Here is a 25,832-nt window from a genome sequence, read left to right as displayed (position 1 = left end):
CGTGGGCGGAGATTTCTTTAACCTTGAGTACATGACCCGACTTGCTTTGATAGCCACCGGCGGCACGATCGCGTGCACCACCGTGGCCGATGGTTCCCTGGTTCCCACCATCTCCGGCGCAGACCTTGCCGCTGACATCGACGCCGAGGTAGTGGAGTTTCGCCAGCTCGATTCGTCCTCTATTACTTTGGCGGACCTCGATGAGCTCATTGCGGTGGTCAATGAGCACACCGCGCGCGAGGACATCGGTGGCGTGATCATCACCCATGGCACCGACTCCATGGAGGAAACCGCGCTGGCGTTGGAGATTTTCTGTGCAGGGGCAAAACCCATCGTGCTCACTGGAGCGCAGCGCGCCTTCGATCACCCCGCGGCCGACGGCCCCACCAATCTGCGCGCTGCCCGCGAGCTTGCAGCCAGCGGACGCCCTGGGGTTTTCCTCTGCTTCGGCGGCGAGATCATCCCGGCGCGCGGTGCGCGTAAGCGGCACACCAGTGACCTGCGCGGGTTTGAGTCACTGCCCGTTCCTGGCACCACCCCGCGTTTGAATCCTGCCCCGCTGGCGCCGCAGCATATCGAGATCATCCCCGCCTATCCGGGAGCGGGGCGCCTGCTGGTCGACGCCGCCGTAAACTCCCCCGCCTCCGGTCTCATTGTGGAGGCCATGGGCTCGGGAAATATGGGCGAGGAGATGGGCCGCGCGCTTGCCGACGCCCTCCACGCCGGCCTCCCCGTCATCATTTCTACCCGCACACCCTATGGCCCGACGGCGCTGGCTTACGGTGGCGACGGCGGTGGCGCGAGCCTGGGGAAGCGTAGCGCCATCAACGCCGGATGGTTCCGCCCGAGCCAAGCGCGAATCCTGCTCGCGGCGGCGCTGGCCACCGGTACCGATCCGGCAGAGCTTTTTGCTCAGGAGGGCTAGTCCTCGCTGGTCAGCCAGTCCTGCCAATCCAGTGAGTCGAGCGGGTCTGCTGGCACGAGCGCGGGATCATTAGCCGCGAAGGATTTGGTGCGGCCGGGACCCGTGACGCGGGTTTCAAAGCGCACGCTCACCACCCCGTGGCCGGCGCCTTGAATCCAACCGTGGCCGTAATCGGGGTGGAAAACGTCTTGCGTGGCGTGCCACTGGTTATCGGTTTCTTCTTCCACCGTCACCGTAGGCGCTGGCATGGTCGGCGTTGCGTCGTCGCTCACCCCAGTCTCATAGTCCGTATCTGCCGGTGCAGGGCGCACGATCTCACGGTCGAGCTCCGGGAAAAGCACGTCTTGGCGAGCGGCCTCTAGGCCGGAATAGCTCACCCCCACCAAGCGGATGGGCCCCAGCTCATCGGGGTAGCGGGCAAGCTTGAAGGCGGCAGCGGTGAGCACGGCGGCGTCGTCAGTCGCGTAGGGCAAGGTGGTCGAGCGCGATTCGATATGAAAATCCGCCATGCGTAGCTTCACCGTTACGGTGCGCGCGCCGCGGCCATCCTTAAGCAGCCGGCGGTGAGCGCCCTCCGCCGCGCGAGTGATGGCTGCATCGACCTCCGGGGCGGTCTGCAGGTCTTTCGGGTAGGTGTGCTCGGTAGAAATCTGCTTAGAGATAGCACGCGGCGCCACCTCGCGGTCATCAATGCCGCGGGCCAGCTGCCACAGCTGCAGCCCCACCACACTGCCGATGGAAATCTCTACTTCCTTACGCGTCATCGCCGCTAGCTGCCCAATGGTTTCTACGCCGATGGACTTGAGCTTCGCACCAGTCACCGGGCCGACTCCCCACAGCTTGTTCACCGCGAGGGGATGCAGCATATCTAGCTGGCGCTCCGCTGGGATAACAAAGGTGCCATCAGGCTTCGCTTCGCCCGATCCAATCTTGGCAAATTGTTTGCCCGATCCTGCCCCAATGGAGCACGGCAGACCCGTCTCCTCCCGAATGAGCGCGCGCAGCTCATTCGCCCAGCGCTTGACCTCCTCCGCGGTCGATCCTTCGAGGGCGGCGGGTTCCATAAAAGCCTCATCGATGGAAAGCTGCTCGATAACCTCCACGTGTTGCGCGATGATGCCGAAGACGCGCCGCGAGGCCGCCGCATACACCGCCCGGCGCGGCTGCACTACCACCGCGCGAAGTCCAACAAGCTGCTGCGCGCGATACATCGGCATGGCCGAATGCGCGCCGTACTCGCGCGCCTCATAGGAGGCGCCGGCCACCACGCCGCGCCCACTGGTGCCTCCCACCAAAACGGGACGTCCCTGCAGCGTAGGCCGGGTCAGCTGCTCGACGGAGGCGAAAAACGCGTCCATGTCGATATGTAAAACCCAGCGTTGCATGCGGCCCAGTCTAATAGGCGCACCTCCACATGTACTCCTGGGTGTTTGTGCGCCGTTAATTAAAGCTTTTATTTCTTTCCATCTCATCGCCACCCGCCCGCAAAGTCATCTTTTTAGGTTTTCAAGGACACTTTCTCCAGAAGGTAACCCTCAGCCTATAAAGCCTCCATAGTTGCACACGGAGTCCACAACTCTCCTCACTCCCTACTGCCCGAGCCGAACATATCGATCCCACAGCCCGGCGGAAACAATCGCAGTTGCACGCATCCCCCTTCGTCTTGGTAGCACAATCGAAAGGCCGCACATGCCCGCTAGCATCTTCGTCTTTTCAGATCTCCACTTAGGTCTCCCTGGCGCCCCCGGCTTGGACTGGGCCCTGCAAGCACTCGAGTTTGCCGCCAATAGTGGGGCCACGGCGTGCGTGTGCTTGGGCGATATCATTGACCGCAACGCGGACTCGGCCGAGTTCGTGCCTCAGGTCCGCACCATTATGGCCCATGCTGTCACCCTGTTCAACGAAGTCCACTTCATTTCCGGCAACCACGATACCCACCACAACCTGGACTTCCCGCCCGAGGTCACGGTCCACGGCACGCAGGTGCATACCTTTCATATAGGAAACACCACGGTTCTAACCGCAGCGGTGGCCACCGATCCGGACCCGCGCCGCCTCCAGTTTCCTCCCCGCCGCAGCAACGGCCCCCTCCTCGGCCTCCTACACTCTTCCGTCACCGGTGAGTTTTCTAAAGGCACCTGCCTGCCGCTGTCCGTGGCTGAGCTACAGGCCTGCGAGGCCGATGCCTGGTTCCTTGGGCACGTCCACGCCCCGCACACGCTTGCCGACGCCCCCTTCATCGGCTGGGTCGGCATGGGTTACGGCTTACTCTTCGACCCCGATACGTGCCACGTCACACGTTCGCATGACTAGATTCGTTCCCCACAAATCCCCCTCATATTCTTGCTTGCATGCAAGCTTGTATGCAAGATGGATGCATGTCCAATGAACGAATGCAGCCCGCCGCGGAGCGCGCCTATGACTTCGTCAAAGAGAAGATCATTGACGGCTCCTTCGAGCCCTCGCAGATGCTTTCCGAGGCCTCCCTGGCTACCGAAATGGGAATTAGCCGCACCCCAATGCACGAGGCTTTCCTGCGCCTAGAGGTCGAAGGCTTTCTACAGCTCTACCCCAGGCGGGGTGCGCTCATCGTGCCGATCAGCCCGCAGGAAATCCGCGAGGTCTATGAGGCACGCTTGCTTGTAGATAGGCACTGCGCTGAAAAGATCTGCGCAATGTCTGATGCCGAGCGCGCGGACATCGCTGATCAGCTAGATGCGACCATCGCGGAGCAAGATACTGCGTTGGATAGCGCGGACCTGCATACCTATACACATCTTGATGCGCGTTTCCACCAGATCATCATGGATGGCGGTGCCAATACCCTGCTGGCCGGGCTGGGACACCAGCTGCGCGAACGCCAGCAGCGTTTTACCGCCACGGCCATTGGCCGCAACGTAGCCCGCGCCCGCACCTTCGTAGATCAGCACCGCACGCTTGCCGATGCCCTCCGCACCGGCGACCTCGACGCCTACCTTTCCGCATTGGACACCCACCTAACCAACTCGAGGAATCAACTATGACCGAAAAGTTTGCCAAACACTCATGGTTTCCCGTCGCTGGCAGCATGGTCGCTGTCGCGTGGGGCGGCAATGAGTTCACCCCTCTCCTAGTGATGTACCGCGAGGAGTCGCACTTCTCGCAGGTTACCGTCAATGGTCTCTTGGCCGCCTATGTGCTCGGCATCGTGCCGGCGTTGCTGATTTCTGGCCCGCTTTCGGACTACATTGGCCGCCGCCCCACTATGCTGCCTGCCGCACCGCTGTCACTGTTGGGTTCGTTCCTCTTATCCATCGCGCCGAACGAGCCGCTCGTCATCGCCGTGGGCCGCATCATGTGTGGCTTGGCATTGGGCATCGTCATGGCGGTCGGCTCCACGTGGGTGGCAGAGCTCATTACCCGCGCTGGCGGTGATCCTGCTGCCGGCCCGCGCCACGCTTCCCTGTGCCTGACCTTAGGCTTCCTCATCGGTGCCGGCCTCGCTTCGGTGCTGGCCCAATGGGGTCCGTGGCCGACCCACTTGGCGTATATCCTGCACATCCTCCTCACCGTCGCCACCGCAATCTGGCTGATGAAGACCCCGGAAACCCGCCCACCGCGAGGCGCTACGGTAAAAGACACCTTCCTTGACTTGAGCATCCGCGACATGCTGCGCATGCTGCACATTCCCTCCGCAGCGCACCGCCGCTTCGTGCGCATTGTCCTGCCGGTCGCACCGTGGGTCTTCGGCTGCGCTGGCGCCGCCTATGCCCTCCTGCCCCAGCTTTTGTCCAAGTCCGCCGGCGATGCCCCCATCGCTTTCTCGGGCCTGATGACAGTTATCACCTTGGGCTGCGGCGTCGGCATCCAGATGCTCGGCAAGGTTATCGATACCAGCCGCTCGGCCCGCGCTTCCGCGGTTGCCATGGGCGTTATCACTGTGGGCACCATCCTCGGCGCGGTTGCCTCCCATACTCGCTCCCTGCCGCTCGGAATCGCCGGCGCAGCGGTCATGGGCGCAGGCTACGGCCTCGCCCTTGTCGCCGGTCTCTCCGAGGTCCAGCGCATCGCCCGTGCCGAAGAACTCGCCGGCCTCACCGCCGTCTACTACTCGGTCTCCTATACCGGCTTCTTTATCCCCATGGCCTTCAGCGCACTCGCGCCGCTGCTCGGCTTTACCACCCTATTCCTCATTGGCGCCGTGCTCGCACTGTGCTGCCTCGTTAACGTGGTCCTCGGTTGGCGCTCTCACCTGCCCGGCCCGGTCCGTTGAGTCCTATCACTCATAAAAAATTGCCCAGCCGCACTGGCTGGGCAATCATTCTTTTAGGTGGCAACGTACGCGCTACTGCTTGACGACGGTAGCGCTAACCCCCTTCACCACCTCGTGCACATCCGCACCATCGAGCGCCTCGGTGGTCACCTGGAAATCGGTGGCGAGCACTTCACCGGCGATGTGGTCGGCGTGACGCTCCGCCCAGGCCTTCTTCTCCTCGGGGACAGCGAGTACGGCCGCGATGCGGTCCGAGACCTCGAACCCAGAAGCCTTGCGGGCATCCTGAAGACCGCGGATAACGTCCGCCGCCCAGCCTTCGGCCTCGAGCTCTTCGGTCACCTCGGTATCGAGTACTACTAGGCCGTCGAGGCCTTCGATACGCGCGGTCGACTTCGGATTCGCTGCCTGCAGGCGCTCGGTGTACTCATCCGGGCCAAGCACAATATCGCCGTCCACTACAACCTCTTCGCCGCGGCGCTCGTAGTTGCCCGCCTTGAGGTTCTTGATGGCGCGCTGCACGTCCTTGCCCAAGCGAGGGCCGGCGACCTTCGCGTTGCAGACCACCTGGAAGGTACCTACCGAATCGACGTCGTCAGTAAGCTCTACTTCCTTGACATTGACCTCGTCGCGGATGATATCGGCAAAGTCCGCTAGGCGCTGCGCCCCTTCAAGGGCCACCGTCAGCTTCGGCAGCGGCAAGCGGTTGCGCAGCTTATTGGACTTGCGCACCGAAGACGCTGCCGAGGCCACCGCGCGGGTCGCATCCATCGCAGAGACGAGACCTGCATCGGACGGGTAGTCCGCAGCCTGCGGGTAATCCGCCAGGTGCACCGAACGCTCACCGGTAAGCCCGCGGTAGATTACCTCCGCCACGTGCGGTAGCAGCGGTGCCACCACGCGAGTCACGGTCTCCAGCACGGTGTACAAGGTATTAAACGCCTCAGGATGGGCGTCCTCGCCCTCCCAGAAACGATCGCGCGAGCGGCGCACGTACCAGTTGGTCAGGACGTCGGAAAACAGGCGCACCTCTTCGGTTGCCGTGGCGATATCGGTATCGGCAAGTGCCGCGTTGACATTGGCCACCACATCGTGGGTCTTAGCCAAGATATAGCGGTCCAAAACATGCGTGGAGCTGGTGTCGAACTTTGCTTCCTTTTCTGCGTAGAGCTGCAGGAAGGTGTAGGCATTCCAGATAGGCAGGATAGCCTGGCGCACGCCCTCGCGAATGCCCTGCTCGGTCACGATGAGGTTGCCTCCGCGCAGGATAGGCGAAGACATCAGGAACCAGCGCATGGCATCCGAGCCATCGCGATCAAAGACCTCGTTGACGTTTGGATAGTTGCCCTTGGACTTAGACATTTTAAGGCCATCGTTGCCCAGCACGATGCCATGGGCCACGACCTTCTTATACGCCGGGCGATCAAAAAGCGCGGTGGACAGTGCGTGCATCACATAGAACCAACCACGCGTCTGACCGGAGTACTCCACAATGAAGTCGGACGGCGAGTGGGTCTCAAACCATTCCTTATTCTCGAATGGGTAATGCTTTTGCGCAAACGGCATCGAGCCGGACTCGAACCAGCAATCCAGCACGTCTGGTACGCGGCGCATCATCGACTTACCGGTCGGATCATCCGGGTTCGGGCGCACCAACTCGTCGATGTGCGGACGGTGCAGCGACTCCGGACGAACTCCGAAATCGCGCTCCAGCTCATCCAAGGAGCCGTAGACATCCATGCGCGGGTAATTGTCATCATCAGACATCCACACTGGGATAGGCGCACCCCAGTAGCGGGTACGAGAGATATTCCAATCGCGTGCACCCTCGAGCCACTTGCCAAACTGGCCATCCCGGATATGCTCCGGCAGCCACTCAATTTCCTTGTGGTTAAGCTCCACCATGCGATCGCGGAACTCGGTCACCTTCACGAACCAGGCCGGCAGCGCCATGTAGATAAGCGGCTCGCCCGAGCGCCACGAGTGCGGATAAGAGTGCTCGATGGTCACGTGGCGCACCACTCGCCCAGCAGCCTTCAAGTCCTTGATGATGTCCTTATTCGCATCGAAGACCAGCTGGCCCTCATAAGGCGGAACCTGCGAGGTGAACTTGCCGTCCTCATCCACTGGGATAACCAGCTCGATGTCGTACTGGTTGGTGGTATTCATATCGTCTTCACCAAACGCTGGAGCCTGGTGTACCACACCGGTGCCGTCCTCAGTGGTGACGTAATCAGCGATCAAGACCTGGTAGGCATTGCGCAGATCCGGGAAGAAGCCGAAGATAGGCTCATAGGTAAAGCCCTCGAGTTGCGCGCCGGTAAAGGACTCCAGTACCTCGGCCTCACCCAGTTCCTTCTCCAAGGTGGACAGCAGGTTTTCCGCCATGATGAAGGTACGGCCAGCGAAATCACCCTCCGTAGCCTTAAAAAGCACGTAAGAAACCTCGGGGTGAACCGCCAGAGCCTCGTTCGAAGGCAAGGTCCAGGGGGTGGTGGTCCAGGCGAGGAAGGAGGCGTCGGCAAGCGCAGGGTGCTCCGCCAACGTCTTTTCTGCCGCGCTTCCCTCGCGCGCGCCCTTCACGGGGAAGGTAACCGTCAGGGTCGGATCCTGGCGCATCTTATAAGAATCATCCAGGCGGGTCTCCTGGTTGGACAAAGAAGTGTGCTCCGCCCAGGAGTACGGAAGAACTCGGAAGCCCTTGTAGATGAGGCCCTTGTCATAAAGCTCCTTGAACGCCCACATGACCGATTCCATGTAGTTGATATCCATGGTCTTGTAGCCGTTTTCAAAGTCCACCCAGCGGGCCTGGCGGTTGACGTACTCTTCCCACTCGTCGGTGTACTCCAGCACGGATTTAGCGCAGTATTCATTGAACTTTTCCAAGCCCATGTCCTCGATCTGCGCCTTTTCAGTGATACCCAGCTGCTTTTCCGCCTCCAGCTCGGCGGGCAAGCCATGGGTATCCCAGCCGAAGACGCGAGGAACGAAATTGCCAGCCATCGTGCGATAGCGCGGGACGATATCCTTCACATAACCGGTCAGCAGGTGGCCATAGTGCGGCAAACCATTGGCAAATGGAGGACCATCATAGAAGATGTACTCTGGGCAGTCCTTGGTCTTTTCTAGCGAAGCCTGGAAGGTATCATCCTGCTTCCAGTACTTCTGGACTTCCTCTTCCATATCTGGGAAACGGCTGGAGCCGCCCGTCATGTCGACCTTGGGGTAAATCTTTTTCGCCATAATTATCCTTCACTCTTAACACGGTGCAGGGACGCGCCAATAAGGCTCGCGGTACCACCCTGCTTGAGCCCGCAGGCTCCGCTTCGTTTCGGTGAAGGAGTTGACGGTCCCACCCGTTCAGTTCTACTGGGCCACACTGGCTGTTCTTCTGAATTGCTCCCCGGTGATGGCCGGATCACTGCGTGTAGGCCACAGTATAGCGCCCCTGAATCTTCGTGCACAATAAGTTATCCACAGGCTAAAAATTTTCCCTTGTGAGGGCTTGCGCGGGGAAATAAATTGTGAGTCGTGAACGCGCTAGATACTTACCTCGCAGCCATGGCACCCGGGATGGACATCGTCCTCGGGTGCGCAGGCATGTCCGAGGAGGACCTCTGCGCGCGAGGTGCCGCTGAAAAGACGGCCCGCGAGTTGGCATTGCTAAAAGAGGCGTACTGCGGCACGACCAAGTTCACTAGGAAGCGTCGTCGTGCTATCGAAGGTGCTCAGCACAACGGGCATTCCATTGTTGCTCTATCCATCATTGAAAAGTATGCACGCAAAATGCCCACGCTTTTCGACGCTTGGGTACTCCGCGAACAACTGTGCACCACCAAGGCCACAGCAGCGGCACTGGAAAAGCTGGCCCAATCCAAGGTCCCGAAGAAAAAGCGCAAGGTGAAGCCTGGTGTACGCATCATCAGACGCAAGGATGCGCCGTGGACGCTAGCGATCGACGGCTCGTCTTCGTTTATTGCGGATCTCCACGCGGCGGTGGAAAACCAGGATAGGAAGCCGTTAGATGTAGTGGAAGATACGTTTTTCGGAGGAGATACGGCGCAACGAAGCACGGTGGTAACCAATGTCATCGTGCGGCTGGAAGACTACGTGCGCATCGTCAACGGTGATGGTGAAGAAATCACTTTGCAGATGACCAACGGAGCGACGCTTACGGGTGCGCAGTATGTGCGCCGCGCCTTGAAGGAGCATGGGCTCATTACCCTAGTAAGCCCCTATGAAGGCGCGGTGAACCTGTACCGCACGGAGCGCTTCGCCAATGCCAAGCAGCGGTTGATGGCGGGCGCGGAAAATCCGGTATGCCCATGGCCGCGCTGCGCTAAGCCTGCTGATGAATGCCAAATTCACCATCTGGAGCCGTGGTTGCACGGTGGATTGACCAATATCGCGAACTTATCCACAGCTTGCGCGTACCACAATGGCGCCAACGATGACGATCCAAATGCCCCTCCGCTGCGCGGGCGACTTGCCCGAACGAACGGACAGATTCGGTGGCAACCGCCCGACTGCTAGAACCCGACTGCGAAATAAGGCGCCTCGTGCGCCTTATTGGCATGCCTGCTACCGAAGGCTTGGGGTCTCGCGGCGCTAGTCCTCGCGAAAGGCTGCGCGCAAAGCCTCCTGCTCAGGCGATTCAGTTGCTTGGGCTTTGTCAGCGCGATGCTTATGCGCCCAGTCCAGGATGAAACACACAAGTCCGAGTCCAGCAGCGGCAAAAACGATATACAACGACCAATCGGCTCCCGAGATAACGAAGTTGACCAAGGCCACGAATGCCACGAGGGCGAGAACTAAAGCGGCAACGAGCACAATGGTTCCTTTCGGTAGGAGCGGGCTAAGACACTACGGTCTAAAACAACAATAGCGCCCCCGCTGCGGTGGCGGGGGCGCTAAGAAGAACGGAGTGGCTTAGTTGTTGCCAGCTTCGCCGTTCGGTGCGGCGGTGCCGCGGGTAGCCAGCTCTTCCAGCTGAGACTCCAGCAGGGTCTTCAGGCGAGTACGGTACTCACGCTCGAAGGTGCGCAGCTCGGAGATGCGCGCCTCCAGGGCGGTCTGCTGCTGCTTGACGGTGTTCATAACCTCGGTGTGCTTGCGCTCGGCATCGGCCTGCAGCGAAGCAGCCTTCTCCTCGGCCTGACGGATTTGTGCTTCGGCACGGGAAGAAGCGTCGGACTCGGTCTGCTTTGCCTTAGCCTCAGCGTCAGATACCAGCTTCTTGGAGCGGGAATCTGCATCCTGCAGCTGGGCGTCGTACTTCTTCTGGGCGTCGGCAAGCTGCGCCTTGGAGCGAGAATCAGCATCGGTCAGCTGCTTCTCGGCGGCAGTGCGTGCCTCGGACAGCATGGACTCGGACTCTGCACGAGCCTCAGAGGTCAGGCGATCTGCCATCTCCTGTGCCAGACCCAGAACGCGGGCAGCCTGCATGTGGGTTTCTGGGGTAGCCAGGCCATCGGCGGTCTGAGCAGCACCAGCGCCTGCGATACCCGCAGCCGCTGCACCAGCCTTGGAAGAACCAGCTGCAGAAGCGGACTTCTTCAGCTCGTCGTTTTCCTTCTTGGAGGCCTCGAGTTCCTTCTTAGCCTGTGCTGCCTCCGCGCGGGCTGCCTCTGCATCCTTCTTCGCCTGAGCAGCCTCCTCGCGGGCTGCCTTCAGGTCTGCAGAAGAGGAAGCAGCAGCGGAGCCAGACGCCTGCGCCTTAGAAGCCTCAGCCTGGGCAGCCTTAACCTGCTCCTGTGCCTTCTTGGTTTCTTCCTTGGCACGGGAAACCTCGGACTTGGAGTCCGCCAGCTTGGTTTCGTACTCGGCGCGCAGCTTGGCCTCAATCTCCTTGCGCAGCGCAGCCTCATCGGTACGGGTGGAAGCCGCAGTTGCGGTACCAGCAGCACCGGCGCCAGTACCCGCCTTGGCCTGGGAGTTCAGATCGCTAACCTGCGCCTGCAGGTCTTCGTTCTCATCCTGCAGCTGGGCAAGGGCGTCCTCTACGAGGTCGAGGAACTGATCCACCTCGTCTTCGTTGTAGCCGCGCTTGCCAATTGGCGGCTTGCTGAACGCGACGTTGTGAACATCAGCTGGTGACAGTGGCATGTCTTCTCTTCCCCTTCAGGTTGGTACAACCCCGGAGCTTCCAGGGCCTTAGGAGTGCGGTTCAGGTCTAACTAAACCTTCCCCACAAAGGTACATGTGGTTCATAATACGGGTTATCGCGATTTATCGTAACCAAACGCCCACAATAATCGACGCTCCGCCGAGTCTCAACGTTTACCACAGGTTTCGAGGCGACGGGGGTGCTAAGTCAGGAAAATTATCCGCAAAATCATTGTGAGTATCGAGAGTAAGACGAACAGCACAAGCACCGATACATCAAGCGCTACGCCACCCATTTGCAGTGGCGGGATCAGGCGGCGCAACGCCTTGACCGGCGGATCCGTAATTACAAACAGAGGCTCCGCTACAACCATGAACCAGCGTGGAGGGTTGAACTGCCGCGAGAAGGACTGGATCATTTCAATAATTATGCGAGCGATGAGCACCCACGTGTAGATCCGCACGAGCAGGATAAGAATAATTCCGAGTTGTGTCACAATAACTGAGCCTATCGAATAAACCCCCGCAGATGCCCAATCGGCACCCCACGGGGGCTAAGTGAGACCTGCTGCTTTAGCGCAGGCCTGCGGCGCGCTCGAGCTCGTGCTTTGCAATGTCCGCAGACTTAGGCACGATGGAAAAGACCTTGCGCTCGGTGTCCATGCCCTTGGTGAGGTTGAGCATACGACCCTCCAGGCCGAAGCAGAGGCCGGCAGCGAAGTCGATGAAGCGCTTGGCGGTGGCCTTTTCTGCGTCAGTCAGCTCGAAGACAACGGCATCACCGTCACGGAAAGGTTCGCCCACCTTGGCTGCATCATTGAAAGACGTCAGCGAAATAGCCACGATGGTCGGAACGAATTCCTCCTGCGCTGGGGCCGGCTCATAGGACTGCGGGGCGCGGCGAGGCGCGTAGGCCGAGGAGCTATTTTCGGAGTAACGCGGCTCCTCGTTGTAGTAGGCATCGTCCTCTTCGATGTCCACCGGGCCCAGCCCGAAGAAATCCTTCGTCTTATCAATGAATGACATTTTTGGGTCTCCCTCTGACCTAAATTTGTACAAGTCTAGACGCGTAAAATGTGTCTGGTGTGACTCATGTGATTTACGCTTTGAAATGCGCTTTTGCGATGTTTTTAACCTACTGGTCGCGGTCCCATGATACTGGTTCCGACACGCACGATATCGCTGCCCGCAACAATTGCCTCGGCCAGGTCCGCGCTCATTCCAGCAGACATTTTCAGCGGTCGGTTAAGCTCAGAGGATAGACGATCTACCTCTCCGCGGACTTTCCGGAATACCTCACCTGCATCGGCGTCGAGAGGCGGAACGACCATGAGCCCGGCAAGTTCTAGGTGGTGCGCGTCTTCTACGGCACGCACGAGCTCATCGAGCGCCTCAGGAGAAACACCGCCGCGAGCACCATCACCGTCGGCGGAGACTTGAATAAATGCCGGCAAATTGCTTTCACGCTCGCCTCGTTCCTTGGCTAAGGAAACTCCCCGCTCCAGCGCGTGGGCGAGCTTGAGGGAATCAAGCGAATGGACGCTGGCTGCCCATCGGGCTACGTGGTTGGCCTTCTTGGTTTGGATTTGGCCAATCATGTGGAAACGCAGCTGCGGCAGCTCAGCGGCCTTGGCACGGGCCTCTTGTTCCCGGTTTTCGGCGACATCGGTAACCCCTAAATCTGCCAGCAGGGCAATATCCGCAGCTGGGTGAAACTTCGTCACCGGCAACAGCTGCGGTGGTTTTCGCCCTGACTCCGCTGCTAACCGTTCAATCTCGACGCGGGTGGCCGCTAGGTTTTGTTCTAGCTGTGCCTTTCGGTCTGACATTACTTAGCCTCCAACCAAATTAGTCCAGCCTGGCGGCCGGTGACGCCTTCGCGTCGATAGGAAAAGAAGTCTTCGTCTTCGATGGTGCAGCGCGGGTCGGATTCAATCGCGGTGATACCTAGCCCCATAAGCTGGCGAATCAGCCCTGCGCGCACATCGATGCCCCACGTGCCCTTCGACGTCCGTGTCTTGGAGCCGGGCAAGCGACGCTCGACGTCAGTGGCCATTTCCTCGGGCACTTCATAGTTCTTTCCCGAAGCAGCCGGCCCCATGACCACCTGAATGCGCTCGGGCTGTGCGCCAAGCTTCTGCATTTCGCGCACGGTATTGACCACAATGCCGTTGCGGGCGCCAAGGCGGCCGGCGTGGGCGGCGGCGATGACACCAGCGGCGACGTCGACAAGCAGCACTGGCGTGCAATCCGCAACGAGGACGCCTAGTCCGAGGCGTCGCTGGGTGGTGACAATTGCGTCTGTGGCTGGCACGGACTCGTCCTGTGGACCATCGACGACGGTGACGGTATTGGTGTGAAGCTGTTCCATCCACACGATATCGTCCAGACCGGTCACGCGCTTCAAGCGCTCGCGGTTAGCGGCAACCGCGGCGGGGTCATCGCCGACGTGGTGCCCCAAGTTAAAGGAATCGTATGGAATAGCAGACGCCCCGCCAGCACGGCTAGTAAAAACCATGCGGACGGGGCGGGTGGTGCGATGTTCCTCGTTTACTGGCATGCACACCAGCGTAGCGTTTTGCGCTTAGCGCATGAAGGAAGGCACGTCCAGATCGTCGTCACCGTCATCGTCACGACGCTGGGACGGGCGGGACAAACGGTAGTCATCGCGGCGCTCCTCGCGGGAGAAACGGTCAGAGTTGGTGAACAGACCGCTAGATTCTGGGCGACGCTCCTCGGCAGGGCGCTGCGGGGTGTAGCGCTCTCGCTCCTGGCCGGCACGCGGCTCGTAGGAGTGGCGGGGGGAGTAGTCATCTTGTACCGGCTGAGCGGCAGCGGGCTGCGCCGGTGCCGGGGTGACGGGCTCTGCTGCTTCGCGCTGGCGATTGTCAAAAAGGGAGCCCGGCTTGCGCTGTTCCTGCTCAGGCTGCTGCTGCGCAGCGGCCTGGGTCATATTGGCCTCGGCATCGAAACCGGTGGCAATGATGGTGATGCGGATTTCATCGCCCAGGGTGTCATCGATGATGGTACCGAAGATGAGATTGACGTCTTCGTCAGCGCGCTCTTCCACCATGGAGGCAGCGGCGTTTACTTCGTGCAGGCCAAGATCGGAGCCGCCGGCGATGGACAGCAGCACGCCCTTGGCACCTTCCATTGTGGATTCCAGCAGCGGGGAGTTAATGGCCTGCTCAGCGGCAGTCATTGCGCGGTTATCGCCGCGGGCGGAACCGATACCCATCAGCGCGGAGCCAGCGTCAGACATGACGGAGCGGACGTCCGCAAAGTCGACGTTGATCATGCCCGGGATGGTGATCAGGTTGGTAATACCCTGCACACCGTTGTGCAGCACCTCATCGGCAGCGCGGAAAGCCTCGACGATGGAAAGCTCTTCCCCACCGAGCTGCATCAGGCGATCGTTCGGAATGACGATGAGGGTATCGCAGACCTCGCGCAGCTCCTCAATACCGGCCATGGCCTGGCGGGTACGGCGAGCGCCTTCGAACTTGAACGGGCGGGTGACAACACCGACGGTCAGCGCACCCATCTTCTTCGCGATAGACGCCACGACTGGAGCAGCACCGGTGCCGGTGCCGCCACCCTCGCCGGCAGTCACGAAGACCATATCGGAGCCCTCGAGGGCGTCTTCAATTTCGGACTTGTGGTCTTCTGCGGAGGTCTTGCCTACCTCAGGGTTAGCGCCGGCACCGAGGCCGCGGGTGGCCTCGCGGCCAATGTCGAGCTTGGTGTCTGCGTCAGAGAAGATAAGGGCCTGGGAGTCGGTGTTGATGGCGACGAACTGAACACCCTTGAGGCCTTCTTCGATCATGCGGTTGACGGCGTTGACGCCGCCGCCGCCGACGCCGACGACCTTGATATCCGCGAGATTGTTATTGGAAGAGATCATGTGAGTAGGTCTCACCTTTCGCTACTTTAAGTCTGCACGTGCATTAAACGAGGAATGTAATGCGGTCCGCCGAAGGCGAATCGCGTTCCTTTCCATCTTTAACGACAGCGGTGTAATTTTCACGCACATTTTCCGCGTGTCGAGACCCTCAAGTTCCACTTTAGGGTTTCTCACCTGCGGTTTTATAAGTCACACCCGTATCATCCGCCCCATGGTTCAGGCACTAAAAAGAGCCCGTGCAGCGCACACGCCTAAGCGGTGCTGCACGGGCCCACAAGAGCGATAAAAAGCACCTGCGGGGGCACCCGTCGCCCTATCCGCGGGTGGTGACCAACTCAGGGTTGGAAATATTCCACTCGCGGCCTTCCATCTTCAACACTGTGGCAAAGGCATGCGCCTTGTCCTCATCGTTGGAATCGCTGGCACCCCAGAAGACGCGCCGGTCATCTTTAGTGGTGAAAGTCAGCGAGTATTCGTCAGCAACTTCGAGCTTCGCCACCTGGTTGCGGACGTCGTCGGAAAGCGCTGCAATCGCCCGCACGGCATCCTGAGTTTGCGGCGAGCCACTATCGACGGAACCCGTGACCTCAACCGCGCCCGCGGGAGGCTCAGCGGAGGTAAATTCCTCGCCTTTATCATCGATCAGGAAGGGCTTATTATCACGCTTTACAAACGCCACGGCCTTGTGCTCGGCTACGTTGATGGTCAAGGTCGAAGGGAAATCGCGAGAGACTGTCACCGAATCGACCCAGTCCAAGCCGGCAACACCGGAAGCTGCCTCGCGCGCATTAACGCGTAGCAAATTTTCGCCCTCCGGAACCCCAGAGGCTTCCTCCACCTGTGCGGGATCGAGCTGGTGAACGCCTTCCACCTGAAAATTGCGTACCTTCAGGACGGGAACCGTCCACATTACGGCGGCCGCTATGAGGGCCACGGCGACAATTGCGGCGATGACCCCAGCGATGAGCTTTGCGGATACGCGCACTAGCTTGCCCGCAATTCATCGAGGATTTCCGCGGCCACCATGGTTACCGAGCCAGCTCCGATGGTCAGCACCACATCGCCTGGCTCCACCACCGACACGACGTCGCGGGCAGCGGCGGAAAAATCCGGCTCGAAGATGACCTGCATATCAGCGGGCATCTTATCGGTAATGATGCGGGAGGTAATTCCCTCCACGGGCTGTTCGCGAGCGCCGTAGATATCGAGTACCACGGCGGCGTCGGCAAGCGAGAGTGCCTGGGCAAACTCGGCGTCGAATTCCATGGTGCGCGAGTACAGGTGCGGCTGGAAACACGCGATGACGCGCCCGCCGTGGCCTTCCGCCTCGACCTTGGCGCGGGCGGCTCGCAGCACTGCAGCGACCTCGGTGGGATGGTGGGCATAGTCATCGAAGACGCGCACGGGCTTGCCCTGCTTGTCGACGCTCCCCCGGTACTCAAAGCGCCGCCGCACACCACCAAAATCAGCCAATCCCTCGGCGATGGCGGCCGGAGTGCCGCCGGAGAGCACGCCAGCGATCAATGCGCCCATGGAATTGAGCACCATGTGGTGGCCTGGTATCTGCAGTTCGTAGCGCACGGTTTCAGAAACACCAGGAAGGTTGACTTGGACGGTGGTGTCCATGCCTTCTGCGGTGGTCTCTTCGCGGACCAGCTCGGCGGCCAGTGGCACGGTGGAGGTAAAAGACTTCTCCGGCGAGCCGTAGGCCACGACGTTGATGCCGCGCTCCAGCGCCCGCTCGCCAGCCCGGGCAGCGTGCTCGTCTTCAGCGCACACAACGAGGTAGCCGGTCTCCGGGGTAACCAAGTCAGCAAAGTCATCGAAGACTTGGAAATAGGCTTCCTCGCTGTGGAAGAAGTCGAGGTGATCGGGCTCGATGGTGGTGAGCACCGCGACGTCAGGGCTATAGCGCAACAGGGAGGCATCAGATTCATCGGCCTCGGCGACGAATGCCTCACCGGTGCCACCGTGGGCATTGGTGCCCGCGCGGTTGAGCTGGCCGCCGATGGCGAAGGAGGGATCAAGACCCGCGTGTTGCATCGCGCTCACGGTCATCGACGTGGTGGAGGTTTTGCCATGGGTGCCAGCCAGCAACACCTGCTTGTGGCCTTCCATCAAGGCGGCGAGCAAATCGGAGCGGCGAATGACCGGGATATCGTTATCCTTTGCGGCTACTAGCTCCGGATTATCTTGGGGGATGGCGGCGAAAGAAGTAACGACGACGGTGGGCAGTTCACCCGACAGTCGCAGGTTTTCTGCGGCATGGCCGATGGCGACCTTGGCACCCATGGTGCGCAGCACCTCAACCGGGGTGGAGTCTTTGACATCGGAACCTGTAACCACTCCGCCGCGAGCGGCGAGGATTCGCGCGAGCCCCGACATTCCGGAGCCACCAATGCCGATGAGGTGGACGCGACGCAGATCGTAGTGTGCGGGATCAGTCATTTACTTATCCTTCCTTCCAGCGGCGTGTTCGGCCTCGGATACGCGGGCGGCGATGCGATCTGCAATGGTATTTGCCACGTCTCCGGCGCTAGCATGGGCGGCGGCGTGCGTCATCGACTCGAGGCGTTGCGGGTCATCGAGAATGCCACGCACTTCGGAGATGAGTCGCTCTGCGGTCAGCTCCGCGTCCGGAATCTGGATGGCGGCGCCTGCCTCGACCACGTCGCGGGAATTGAGCGCCTGTTCGCCATTGCCGTGCGGCAGCGGAACGTAGATGGCCGGCAGGCCTGCGGCGGATACTTCGGCAACGGTCATGGCGCCGGAGCGGCACACGACGAGGTCGGCTACCGCAAGTGCGGAGCCCATGTCCTCGATATACGGCAGTGCGGCGTAGTTCGGGTGTTCTGCGGGCGGATCATTCTTCTTGCCATAGGCGTGCAGTAGCTGGAAGTCCTGTGCCAGGTCCTCCACCGCTCCAGCAACGGCGCGGTTGATGCTGGCCGCGCCTTGGGAGCCGCCGGTGATGAGAATGGTGGGAAGCTCGGCCAGGTTCCACTTGGTGCGCGCGTCTGCGGCTAGGTTGCCATTCGGGTCCTCCGCCAGGCTCGGGCGAACGGGAATGCCGACGACTTCGCCCGGCATGCCAGAATCCGGGTGGGCGTTGAGCCCAATGCCACCCATCTTCACGCCGAGCTTATTGGCAATTCCAGCCAAGGCATTGGTCTCAAGAACATAGAACGGGATACCGAGGGACCGCGCAGCAATATAAGCCGGCCCGGCCACGTAGCCGCCGGTGCCGAAGACGACATCCGCCTTGACGTCTTTGAGTACCTGCTTGGCCTCCCCCACCGCGCGGGAGAGATTGAACGGTAGCTTGAAGAGCTGCGCGTTGACCTTGCGCGGGATTGGCACGGGGGTAATCAGGCTAAGGTCCACGCCGCGGGCGGGAATGATATCGCGCTCGAGGCCCTTTTCGGTACCGAGAGCGGTGATGCGTGCGCCGTGGCGCTCGCGCAAAGCTTCGCCCACGGCGAGGGCGGGTTCAATGTGTCCGGCGGTGCCGCCACCTGCGATGACGACGGAAATAGGCGTGGAATTCATAGCCTAAAGGCTACCAGCGCCACCTAGCGATAGCGGCGCTCGGCGCGCGGATAGCGGCGGCCGCTTCCGGTCACGGGGCGACCAAAGCGCTCCTCGCGCACGCGGGACCGCGGCTCCTGCGGACGAGCGTGACGGCCCTGCTGCTTCTTCTTCGGCTTCGGCACCGGCTGCGGCTCGCCGATGAACAAGAGGCGGTCGAACAGCGGACGGCCAAAGTTCTGCATGGCGGAAATTTGCATCGGCTCGTGACGCGCCACGTTGCACAGGATGCCCATCGAGCCGATCGTGATGATCGCCGCGGTACCGCCGGCAGAAATCATGGGCAGCTGAATACCGGTCACCGGCAGCAGGCCAATGACATAGCCAATATTCACGAAGGCCTGCGTGACCACACCGATAGTCAGCGTGGCAGCGAGCAGGGACTGGAACTGGTTCTGCGCGCGCATCGCGGTGCGCAGGCCGACATAGCCCAACGCGGCGAATAGCACGATGACGAGCGCACCGCCCCACCAGCCGAGTTCCTCACCCACGATGGCGAAAATAAAGTCATTTTTCGCCTCAGGCAGGTAGAACCACTTGGCACGGGACTGGCCAATGCCAACGCCCCAGAAGCCGCCGTCGGCAAGCGAGAGAAAGCCCTGATAGGACTGGAAACCCGTACCTTGAGTATCGGAGATATTGCCTACTAGGGCGTCGAAATAGGTGTGGAAGCGGTTGGAGCGGAAGCCGCCAGAAAGGAAGATAAACAGCAAACCACACACGGCTGCGACGCCGATGGTCGCCGGAACGCGCCAGTCGACACCCGCGAAAATCAGGGTGAAGACAACCACGAGGGCAAAGGACAAAGCCATACCCAAGTCGCCCTGAAAGACGATGAGCAAGAACATAACGCCGGCAATGAGGGAGTACATCATGAAGGGATCCGTCACCTTCATGGATTTGTGCTCCTTATCCGCCAATACGGTGGCACCAAACATGCCTACCGCGATGCGGGCAAGCTCCGAGGGCTGCAGGGAGAACGGTCCCAAATAAATCCAGGACTGGGAACCTACCTCTTCACGGCCGGTACCCACGCCGGGGATCAGCACCGCGATGAGCAAAATGATGGACAAACCCACAATCCACGGCACGCATTTGCGCAGGGTATGCGGCGACACTTTGAGACCAAACCAAAAGGCAACGAGGCCCAAGAACACCATCACGCACTGGCGCAATGCCTGGTTCCATACTCCGCCGTCCTCGGTCAGGGAAGTGGCCATGGAGGAAGAAAAGACCATGAGCACGCCGATGCCCACGAGGAAAAAGATGATTAGGCGCAGCAGCTGGTAATCAAGGCCTGCTTCCTGGCGGGCGCGCTCGCGCAGCTCGCGAACGCGGTCGCCAAAACTCTTGGAGCGCGGGCGCTGCTGGGAGGTGGCCGTCATGTGTTCTCCTGATCCTTAAATCTATAGCTCTAGTTACGGGTAAGTTCCCGCGCGGCCGCGGCGAATACATCACCGCGTTGAGCCATGCCGGTATACATATCCAACGATGCCGCAGCTGGCGCCAAAAGAACGGTATCCCCGGCGTCGGCGTGTTGCAGTGCAGCCTCCACCGCAGCATTCATGGCTGCACAAGGCTCCTGCGTCTCGATGACGTCCACCAGGGCATGCGGCGCGTGCGCCGCGAGGGCCCGGGCTACCTCTTCCCTATCCACGCCTAGGACTACCGCGGCCTTGATGTGGGCGGCGTGCTTGGCGACGAGCCCGTCTACCTCCGCGCCCTTCAACTGCCCGCCGGCAATCCAGACCACGGAGTTGAGCCCCTTGAGCGCCGCATCCGCCGCGTGCGGGTTGGTGGCCTTGGAATTATCGATGAACGTAATGCCGGAATGCTCATGGACCACAGCGCCGCGGTGCCCGGCGACGGTATATGCGGCCAACCCCTGCGCAATGGATTCCGGGGTGGCGCCTGCCAGACGCGCGACGCTGGCTGCGGCCGCAGCGTCCAGAACTCCTGCCAGGCCGGCGGGCTCAATGCCCTCTGCGGACGCGAGATCCTCACGCTTCCCGTCAAGCCGCGAGACAAGACGGCCGGCACTTACGCCCACCTCTCCCTGTGTAGGTTCAGCGGCAGTAAAACGGAAGAGGTCTGCGGTATCCGCGGCGTAGCGGACCGCCTCGGAGTCATCCTTGCCCACCACGGCAACCTCACCAGAGAGCACCTTGGCCTTCGCTCGGGCATAGGCATCGAACGATCCATGCCAATCCAGGTGGTCATCAGCCAAATTCAGTAGCACGCCCACATCCGGGCGCAGGTGGCTGGACCAATGCAACTGGAAAGAAGATAGCTCGGCGCAGAGAACGTCGACGCGAGGGGTGGCAGTGAGGGCGTCGAAAAGCGAAACGCCGATATTGCCCACCGCCAGTGCGCGCTTGCCGGTGCGCTTGGCATCTGCCTGCATAATCTGGGCCAACATACCCGTAGTGGTGGTTTTGCCGTTGGTTCCGGTAACTACCAGCCAGGTACGCGGCGCGCCGAAGACACCCGCACGATCCAGGCGATACGCGAGCTCCACGTCGCCGATGACCTCTACCCCAGCGTCCTGGAGGGCGACCAACAAGGGCGAATCGGGACGCCAGCCCGGCGAAGTAACCGCAAGGTCAAAATCGCCTTGGGCGGCAGAATCGACGGAGACGGTTGCTACCCCGTACTCCTCCGCCAATTCCGCCAGCGCAGTCTGGTTGGAATCTGCCACGGTGGTATCCACCCCGAGGCTTGCCAGCATAGCGACGCAACCGCGCCCCGATACTCCCGCCCCGGCCACGAGCACTCGCCCGCGCAACGAGGATGGCAACTCGGTCATCTCTATTCCTCTTTCCTCGATAAAGCTAAAAGGCGTGAGTCTTAGGAGGCAAAGCCGACGGCAGACAACCAGTCGCCGTAGAAGATGCATACGCCGGCAATAGCGGCCATGGCGCTCAGCAGCCAGAAGCGGGTGACCACGGCGGTCTCGGCCCAGCCACCATTTTCAAAGTGGTGGTGGATGGGCGCCATACGGAAGAAGCGCTTACCGGTGCTGCGGAAGACGATGATCTGGATAACCACGGAGACCGTCTCAATCACGAAGATAGCGCCGATGATGATCATGAGCAGCTCGGTGCGAGTGGTCACCGATAGGCCGGCGACGAGGCCGCCGAGTGCTAGCGAACCGGTATCGCCCATGAAGATCTTTGCCGGCGCGGCATTCCACCACAAAAAGCCCAAGCAACCGCCCAGACCAGCTGCAGCCAGCACGGCCAAGTCGAGCGGATCGCGAACCTCATAGCACCCTGCCGCTGGCGACACGGCGCAAGAGTTGCGGAACTGCCAGAAGGAAATCAGAGCATAGGCGCCCATCACCATCGCGGTAGTGCCCGCGGCCAAGCCGTCGAGTCCGTCGGTGAGGTTTACGGCGTTTGACCACGCAGCAATGAGTAGGTAGAGAAAGACCAAGAAAACAATGGTCCCGATGACCGCGCCGCCCACGGCGATGTCGAAGGTATCAAAATCGCGGACGAAGGAAAGGTTGGTAGACGCTGGGGTCAATCCATGTGCATCTGGGAACTGCAGCGCCAGGATGCCGAAGATGAGCGCCACGGCCAGCTGACCTACCAGCTTGGCGGTCTTGTTCAGGCCGAGGTTGCGCTTCTTAAATAGCTTGATGAAGTCATCGGCAAAACCCAGTCCGCCCAGGCCCATCGTGAGGAAGTAGACCAAAAGACCGGAGGGGCTAAAACCACCGTTACCGGTCACGCGGGCATAAATTCCCACCACGAGGTAGGCCACGGTGATGGCCAGCAAAATCGCCAGACCGCCCATGGTCGGCGTGCCGCGCTTGCGCAAGTGCAGCTGCGGCCCGTCCTCGCGGATTTCTTGTCCCTTGCCTACCCCGGAAAAGTAGCGCACCAACATGGGAGTGGTAAAGATCGCGACGAGGAAGCTGAGGATGCCCGCGATAATGATCTGAGTCATTGCTAAAGGTCTTTCTCCTTGTACTGAGGACTAACGGCGATTGAGCTGTTCTGCCACGCGCCACAGGCGCTGGGCATTCGATGACTTGATAAGGACTACATCTTTGGCCTCGCGCCCCGTCCAATCTTCGATGCCGGCAGGCGCTACCCTAATGATGTCTTCGACCGCCGCCGCAGCGGCGTCAACATCCGGGCTGATAGTAGTATTTATACCCCGCGCCTGTGCGGCCTCAACCATGGCCCTCATATTATCGTTGTCTCCCACGGCCACGAGGTGGTCAACGTGGTATTTGGAAAGCACTTCTCCCAATGCACGGTGGGCGGCCACTGCTTCTCCTCCGAGCTCGCCCATCTCACCGAGCACGGCGATGGCGCGGGCATCCGGTCGGGCGGCCGAGGTATAGGCCAGCGCCGCAATGGCCGCGTGCATGGAATCGGGGTTGGCGTTATAGGAATCGTCGATGGTGGTTACTCCATCGCGGCGGGTACGCACGTCCATGCGGTGTTCCGAGGCATTCTGGTGTCCGGATAGCGCGTTAGCTACCACCTGCGGGTCCATGCCCGATTCGATGGCAGCCGCGGCCGCTGCCAAAGCGTTAGAGACCTGGTGCTTGCCAAAGACCTGCAGCTTTACCGGAAGCGGGTCCGTTCCCGGCGCATGCAGCACAAACGAGGGGCGGGCGACGTCATCGAGCTGGATATCGCTGGCGTAGTACTGGGCGTCGGAAGCTGGCGGCTTATTGGCCGAGTAGTAGACGACCTTGGCCGAAGTGCGCGGCGCCATGCCGGCGACGAAGGGATCATCGGCATTGAGTACGGCGACGCCGCCCTCAGCGGCCGAGGGCAATGCTTCCACGAGCTCGCCTTTGGCTTGGGCGATATTCTCGCGTGAGCCGAACTCACCCAGGTGAGCGGTACCAACGTTGAGTACCACGCCGACGGTGGGCGCGGTAATGGTGGTCAGGTGGCGAATATGTCCGATGCCGCGGGCAGACATTTCGGCAACCAGGAAGCGAGTGTGTTCATCGCAGCGCAACGCGGTATACGGCAGGCCGACCTCGTTATTAAAGGAGCCGGGAGGAGCGACGGTGTCACCCTCAGCGCGGAAAATCGTGGCCAGTAGGTCCTTGGTGGAGGTCTTTCCAGCCGAGCCGGTTACGCCCACGATGTCTAGGCCTTGCTCGGCGGTCAAGCGGCGGGTGACCTCCCGCGCAATATCGGATAACGCCTGCACCACCGCGGCGGCCGAGCCGTCCTCGTCGTGGGCATAGATATCCGCGTTGGCGGCATCACCGGTAACGCGGCCTTGGGGCTTGACGACGACCGCCGGAACCCCCACCGGCCGCGCAGCTAGCACCGCCACTGCGCCCTGCTCGATGGCCTTTGCTGCATAGTCGTGGCCATCCACACGGGCACCGGGCAAGGCAAGGAAAAGCCCGCCTTTTGTTACCTTTCGGGAATCGAATTCGATGAACCCGGTAACGCGCTGGTCTGGGTCAGACACGCAATCGAGGCTGCCCCCGGTGATTTCGGCAATATCGGCAATAGAAAGTGGAATCATGTCTACTCCTTCGCATTCCCAAGGGTATCGCGGTGCGGGGTTCCGGCCAGCTTTTCCTCGATGGCGCGGGCCATTTCCTCGCGGTCATCAAAGTGCAAGGTTGTGCCGTTCACGAGCTGTCCCACTTCGTGGCCCTTGCCTACGACGATGACGGCATCGCCCGGCTCGGCCCAATCGACGACCTCATCGATGGCACGGGCGCGGGAGCCTACCTCGCGGATATCGCCCTCCGGGGAGGCGTCACGTGCGCCCGCCATCACCGCCGCGCGAATGGTGGCAGGGTCTTCGGAGCGCGGGTTGTCATCGGTAACCACGGTAAGGTCAGCGCGGCTGGCTGCGGCTGCGCCCATGATGGGGCGCTTGGAGCTATCACGGTCTCCGCCGGCGCCGACGACAATGCCGACGCGGCCTTTGGTTCCCTCCAGCTGGCCGCGCAGGGTGTCGAGCACCGCAGCGATGGCCGCCGGCTTATGCGCGTAGTCCACCACGGCCACAAAGTCTTGGCCGCGGTCGATGCGCTCCATACGGCCAGGGACTGCGACCTTCTCCACGCCCGACAGGAACTCCGCTGGGTCCTCTCCTACCGCGGCGGCCATGCCGAGCGCCAAGCAAGCATTGGCGATATTGAACTCGCCAGGCAGCGGCAGCCGGAAGGTGAATTCGGCGCCGTCATAATTCAGGGCTACTTCCTGGGCACCGGTGGCCTCAGTGGCGGTTTGGCGTGCGCTGATCGTGGCCGAAGCGCCCTGGGTGGCAACCGTAGTGACTTTGTGGCCCGCGCTCTTGGCGACGCCGCGCATGCGCTCGCCCCACTCATCGTCGATGCAGAGGACGGCACGCTCGGCCGCCTGTTCCCCAGCGAAGAGCTTAGCCTTAGCCTGGAAGTAATCCTCCATGGTGGGGTGAAAATCGAGGTGGTCTTGGCTCAGGTTCGTAAACCCACCTACCGCAAACCGAGTTCCGCGCACACGTCCCAGCTCCAGCGCATGCGAGGATACTTCCATCACCACATGGGTAACGCCCTCGTCCTTCATGCGTGCGAAAAGCTCTTGCAAGGTCGGCGCCTCAGGCGTGGTGAGCGAGGTGGGAACCGGCGTGCGGTTGATTCGGGTACCGGTGGTCCCGATTAGGCCCACGGAATACCCTGCGTGCAGCAGTCCGGCCTCCAGCAGGTAGCTGGTGGTGGTCTTGCCGGAGGTGCCGGTAACGCCGATGACCGTCAGGTCACGGGTGGGGTGGCCATATATCTCAGCGGAAATTGGGCCGAGCACGGCACGAATATCCTCTACCACTAAGATGGGGCGGGTTTCTTGGGCCTCGGTAAGCAGGTCGAGTCCGGCGGCGTCGGTAAGCACAGCTCCCGCCTTGGTATCGCGAGCGAACTGCGCGCCGTGGACGCGCGTGCCCGGCAAGGCAGCAAAGAGCGCGCCTTCCGGCAAACGGGAAGAATCCAGCCCGCACGCGGCGACCTCCACGGAGGCATCACCAATGACGCGGCCGCCAGAAAGCTGGGCGAGAGTATCCAAAGAAACGGTCATACTAAG

At 61.1% G+C, this 25,832-nt stretch carries 22 protein-coding genes; 5 read left to right on the top strand and 17 right to left on the bottom strand.

The window, feature by feature from the left end:
* Window positions 1-31: 31 nt before the first annotated feature.
* Window positions 32-925 carry an asparaginase gene (locus QP915_RS05795; RefSeq protein ID WP_284768555.1) on the top strand — a complete coding sequence of 298 codons (894 nt, stop codon included), beginning with the start codon at window positions 32-34 and terminating at the stop codon, window positions 923-925.
* Here the strand turns inward: QP915_RS05795 and QP915_RS05790 are convergent.
* Window positions 922-2,310: a DNA polymerase IV gene (locus tag QP915_RS05790; protein WP_284768554.1), complete on the bottom strand. Its 1,389-nt coding sequence runs from the start codon at window positions 2,308-2,310 to the stop codon at window positions 922-924. The two genes, QP915_RS05795 and QP915_RS05790, sit on opposite strands and share 4 nt — an antisense overlap.
* A gap of 304 nt (window positions 2,311-2,614) precedes the next feature.
* Here QP915_RS05790 and QP915_RS05785 point away from each other — a divergent pair, with 304 nt between their 5' ends.
* The 3 genes from QP915_RS05785 to QP915_RS05775 all read left to right on the top strand — a co-directional run bounded on the left by QP915_RS05785 (window position 2,615) and on the right by QP915_RS05775 (window position 5,177).
* Complete coding sequence (locus tag QP915_RS05785; RefSeq protein ID WP_284768553.1) at window positions 2,615-3,238, top strand: metallophosphoesterase; 624 nt, start codon at window positions 2,615-2,617, stop codon at window positions 3,236-3,238.
* 65 nt (window positions 3,239-3,303) lie between these two features.
* Window positions 3,304-3,948, top strand: a complete 645-nt coding sequence (locus QP915_RS05780) for a GntR family transcriptional regulator (RefSeq protein WP_239278939.1) — start codon at window positions 3,304-3,306, stop codon at window positions 3,946-3,948.
* Window positions 3,945-5,177, top strand: a complete 1,233-nt coding sequence (locus tag QP915_RS05775; protein WP_239278940.1) for an MFS transporter — start codon at window positions 3,945-3,947, stop codon at window positions 5,175-5,177. Before QP915_RS05780 ends, QP915_RS05775 begins: the two co-directional genes overlap by 4 nt.
* A gap of 72 nt (window positions 5,178-5,249) precedes the next feature.
* Here the strand turns inward: QP915_RS05775 and ileS are convergent, their stop codons facing one another.
* Entirely contained in the window at window positions 5,250-8,420 is a 3,171-nt protein-coding gene (gene ileS / locus QP915_RS05770) for an isoleucine--tRNA ligase (RefSeq protein WP_284768550.1), read from the bottom strand.
* Window positions 8,421-8,708: 288 nt separating this feature from the next.
* Between ileS and QP915_RS05765 the strand changes: the two genes are divergently transcribed.
* A complete protein-coding gene (locus QP915_RS05765; protein WP_284768549.1) occupies window positions 8,709-9,710 on the top strand; it encodes an HNH endonuclease signature motif containing protein in 1,002 nt (333 codons plus the stop codon).
* Window positions 9,711-9,785: 75 nt separating this feature from the next.
* Here QP915_RS05765 and QP915_RS05760 read toward each other — a convergent pair whose 3' ends face one another.
* From QP915_RS05760 to QP915_RS05690, 15 genes are all read right to left on the bottom strand, one after another.
* Window positions 9,786-10,007 carry a hypothetical protein gene (locus tag QP915_RS05760; protein WP_049377639.1) on the bottom strand — a complete coding sequence of 74 codons (222 nt, stop codon included), beginning with the start codon at window positions 10,005-10,007 and terminating at the stop codon, window positions 9,786-9,788.
* Between the two features lie 99 nt (window positions 10,008-10,106).
* The gene (locus QP915_RS05755; protein ID WP_284768547.1) at window positions 10,107-11,282 is read right to left on the bottom strand and encodes a DivIVA domain-containing protein; all 1,176 of its coding nucleotides are present in this window, start codon (window positions 11,280-11,282) and stop codon (window positions 10,107-10,109) included.
* Between the two features lie 203 nt (window positions 11,283-11,485).
* Window positions 11,486-11,779: a YggT family protein gene (locus tag QP915_RS05750; protein ID WP_150850916.1), complete on the bottom strand. Its 294-nt coding sequence runs from the start codon at window positions 11,777-11,779 to the stop codon at window positions 11,486-11,488.
* A 76-nt stretch (window positions 11,780-11,855) separates the two neighbouring features.
* Window positions 11,856-12,308, bottom strand: coding sequence for a cell division protein SepF (locus QP915_RS05745; RefSeq protein ID WP_005328906.1), 453 nt, complete (start codon window positions 12,306-12,308; stop codon window positions 11,856-11,858).
* Between the two features lie 104 nt (window positions 12,309-12,412).
* Window positions 12,413-13,111, bottom strand: coding sequence for a YggS family pyridoxal phosphate-dependent enzyme (locus QP915_RS05740; RefSeq protein ID WP_284768544.1), 699 nt, complete (start codon window positions 13,109-13,111; stop codon window positions 12,413-12,415).
* Window positions 13,111-13,842 (bottom strand): peptidoglycan editing factor PgeF, encoded by a 732-nt coding sequence (gene pgeF, locus QP915_RS05735; protein WP_284768543.1) that lies wholly within the window; start codon window positions 13,840-13,842, stop codon window positions 13,111-13,113. The genes QP915_RS05740 and pgeF overlap by 1 nt, the downstream gene beginning before the upstream one ends.
* Before the next feature lie 24 nt (window positions 13,843-13,866).
* Window positions 13,867-15,186: a cell division protein FtsZ gene (gene ftsZ / locus QP915_RS05730; RefSeq protein ID WP_284768541.1), complete on the bottom strand. Its 1,320-nt coding sequence runs from the start codon at window positions 15,184-15,186 to the stop codon at window positions 13,867-13,869.
* Between the two features lie 313 nt (window positions 15,187-15,499).
* Window positions 15,500-16,171, bottom strand: coding sequence for a cell division protein FtsQ/DivIB (locus QP915_RS05725; RefSeq protein WP_284768539.1), 672 nt, complete (start codon window positions 16,169-16,171; stop codon window positions 15,500-15,502).
* The gene (murC, locus tag QP915_RS05720) at window positions 16,171-17,634 is read right to left on the bottom strand and encodes a UDP-N-acetylmuramate--L-alanine ligase (protein WP_284768537.1); all 1,464 of its coding nucleotides are present in this window, start codon (window positions 17,632-17,634) and stop codon (window positions 16,171-16,173) included. Before murC ends, QP915_RS05725 begins: the two co-directional genes overlap by 1 nt.
* On the bottom strand, window positions 17,635-18,735 hold the full coding sequence (murG, locus tag QP915_RS05715) for an undecaprenyldiphospho-muramoylpentapeptide beta-N-acetylglucosaminyltransferase (protein WP_284768535.1): 1,101 nt from the start codon (window positions 18,733-18,735) through the stop codon (window positions 17,635-17,637).
* Between the two features lie 23 nt (window positions 18,736-18,758).
* Window positions 18,759-20,159, bottom strand: coding sequence for an FtsW/RodA/SpoVE family cell cycle protein (locus QP915_RS05710; RefSeq protein ID WP_284768533.1), 1,401 nt, complete (start codon window positions 20,157-20,159; stop codon window positions 18,759-18,761).
* A gap of 29 nt (window positions 20,160-20,188) precedes the next feature.
* Window positions 20,189-21,580 carry a UDP-N-acetylmuramoyl-L-alanine--D-glutamate ligase gene (gene murD / locus QP915_RS05705; RefSeq protein WP_284765761.1) on the bottom strand — a complete coding sequence of 464 codons (1,392 nt, stop codon included), beginning with the start codon at window positions 21,578-21,580 and terminating at the stop codon, window positions 20,189-20,191.
* Window positions 21,581-21,621: 41 nt separating this feature from the next.
* Entirely contained in the window at window positions 21,622-22,728 is a 1,107-nt protein-coding gene (mraY, locus tag QP915_RS05700) for a phospho-N-acetylmuramoyl-pentapeptide-transferase (protein WP_239278954.1), read from the bottom strand.
* A 30-nt stretch (window positions 22,729-22,758) separates the two neighbouring features.
* On the bottom strand, window positions 22,759-24,288 hold the full coding sequence (locus QP915_RS05695; protein WP_239278955.1) for a UDP-N-acetylmuramoyl-tripeptide--D-alanyl-D-alanine ligase: 1,530 nt from the start codon (window positions 24,286-24,288) through the stop codon (window positions 22,759-22,761).
* 2 nt (window positions 24,289-24,290) lie between these two features.
* On the bottom strand, window positions 24,291-25,826 hold the full coding sequence (locus QP915_RS05690) for a UDP-N-acetylmuramoyl-L-alanyl-D-glutamate--2,6-diaminopimelate ligase (RefSeq protein WP_284768532.1): 1,536 nt from the start codon (window positions 25,824-25,826) through the stop codon (window positions 24,291-24,293).
* Between the last annotated feature and the right edge of the window lie 6 nt (window positions 25,827-25,832).

Source organism: Corynebacterium sp. MSK158 (genome assembly GCF_030229085.1).
Taxonomy (GTDB): Bacteria; Actinomycetota; Actinomycetes; order Mycobacteriales; family Mycobacteriaceae; genus Corynebacterium.
Note: the sequence above shows the minus strand (reverse complement) of the source record. Positions and strands in the feature narration are given on the sequence as shown.

Coding starts and splice junctions, on each gene's coding strand:
- QP915_RS05745 (WP_005328906.1), bottom strand. CDS start 12,308: ATGTCATTCATTGATAAGACGAAGGATTTCTTCGGGCTGGGCCCGGTG.
- mraY (WP_239278954.1), bottom strand. CDS start 22,728: ATGACTCAGATCATTATCGCGGGCATCCTCAGCTTCCTCGTCGCGATC.
- QP915_RS05780 (WP_239278939.1), top strand. CDS start 3,304: ATGTCCAATGAACGAATGCAGCCCGCCGCGGAGCGCGCCTATGACTTC.
- ileS (WP_284768550.1), bottom strand. CDS start 8,420: ATGGCGAAAAAGATTTACCCCAAGGTCGACATGACGGGCGGCTCCAGC.
- ftsZ (WP_284768541.1), bottom strand. CDS start 15,186: ATGATCTCTTCCAATAACAATCTCGCGGATATCAAGGTCGTCGGCGTC.
- QP915_RS05790 (WP_284768554.1), bottom strand. CDS start 2,310: ATGCAACGCTGGGTTTTACATATCGACATGGACGCGTTTTTCGCCTCC.
- murD (WP_284765761.1), bottom strand. CDS start 21,580: ATGACCGAGTTGCCATCCTCGTTGCGCGGGCGAGTGCTCGTGGCCGGG.
- murG (WP_284768535.1), bottom strand. CDS start 18,735: ATGAATTCCACGCCTATTTCCGTCGTCATCGCAGGTGGCGGCACCGCC.
- QP915_RS05785 (WP_284768553.1), top strand. CDS start 2,615: ATGCCCGCTAGCATCTTCGTCTTTTCAGATCTCCACTTAGGTCTCCCT.
- QP915_RS05695 (WP_239278955.1), bottom strand. CDS start 24,288: ATGATTCCACTTTCTATTGCCGATATTGCCGAAATCACCGGGGGCAGC.
- QP915_RS05755 (WP_284768547.1), bottom strand. CDS start 11,282: ATGCCACTGTCACCAGCTGATGTTCACAACGTCGCGTTCAGCAAGCCG.
- murC (WP_284768537.1), bottom strand. CDS start 17,634: ATGACTGATCCCGCACACTACGATCTGCGTCGCGTCCACCTCATCGGC.
- QP915_RS05740 (WP_284768544.1), bottom strand. CDS start 13,111: ATGTCAGACCGAAAGGCACAGCTAGAACAAAACCTAGCGGCCACCCGC.
- QP915_RS05775 (WP_239278940.1), top strand. CDS start 3,945: ATGACCGAAAAGTTTGCCAAACACTCATGGTTTCCCGTCGCTGGCAGC.
- pgeF (WP_284768543.1), bottom strand. CDS start 13,842: ATGCCAGTAAACGAGGAACATCGCACCACCCGCCCCGTCCGCATGGTT.
- QP915_RS05710 (WP_284768533.1), bottom strand. CDS start 20,159: ATGACGGCCACCTCCCAGCAGCGCCCGCGCTCCAAGAGTTTTGGCGAC.
- QP915_RS05795 (WP_284768555.1), top strand. CDS start 32: ATGACCCGACTTGCTTTGATAGCCACCGGCGGCACGATCGCGTGCACC.
- QP915_RS05690 (WP_284768532.1), bottom strand. CDS start 25,826: ATGACCGTTTCTTTGGATACTCTCGCCCAGCTTTCTGGCGGCCGCGTC.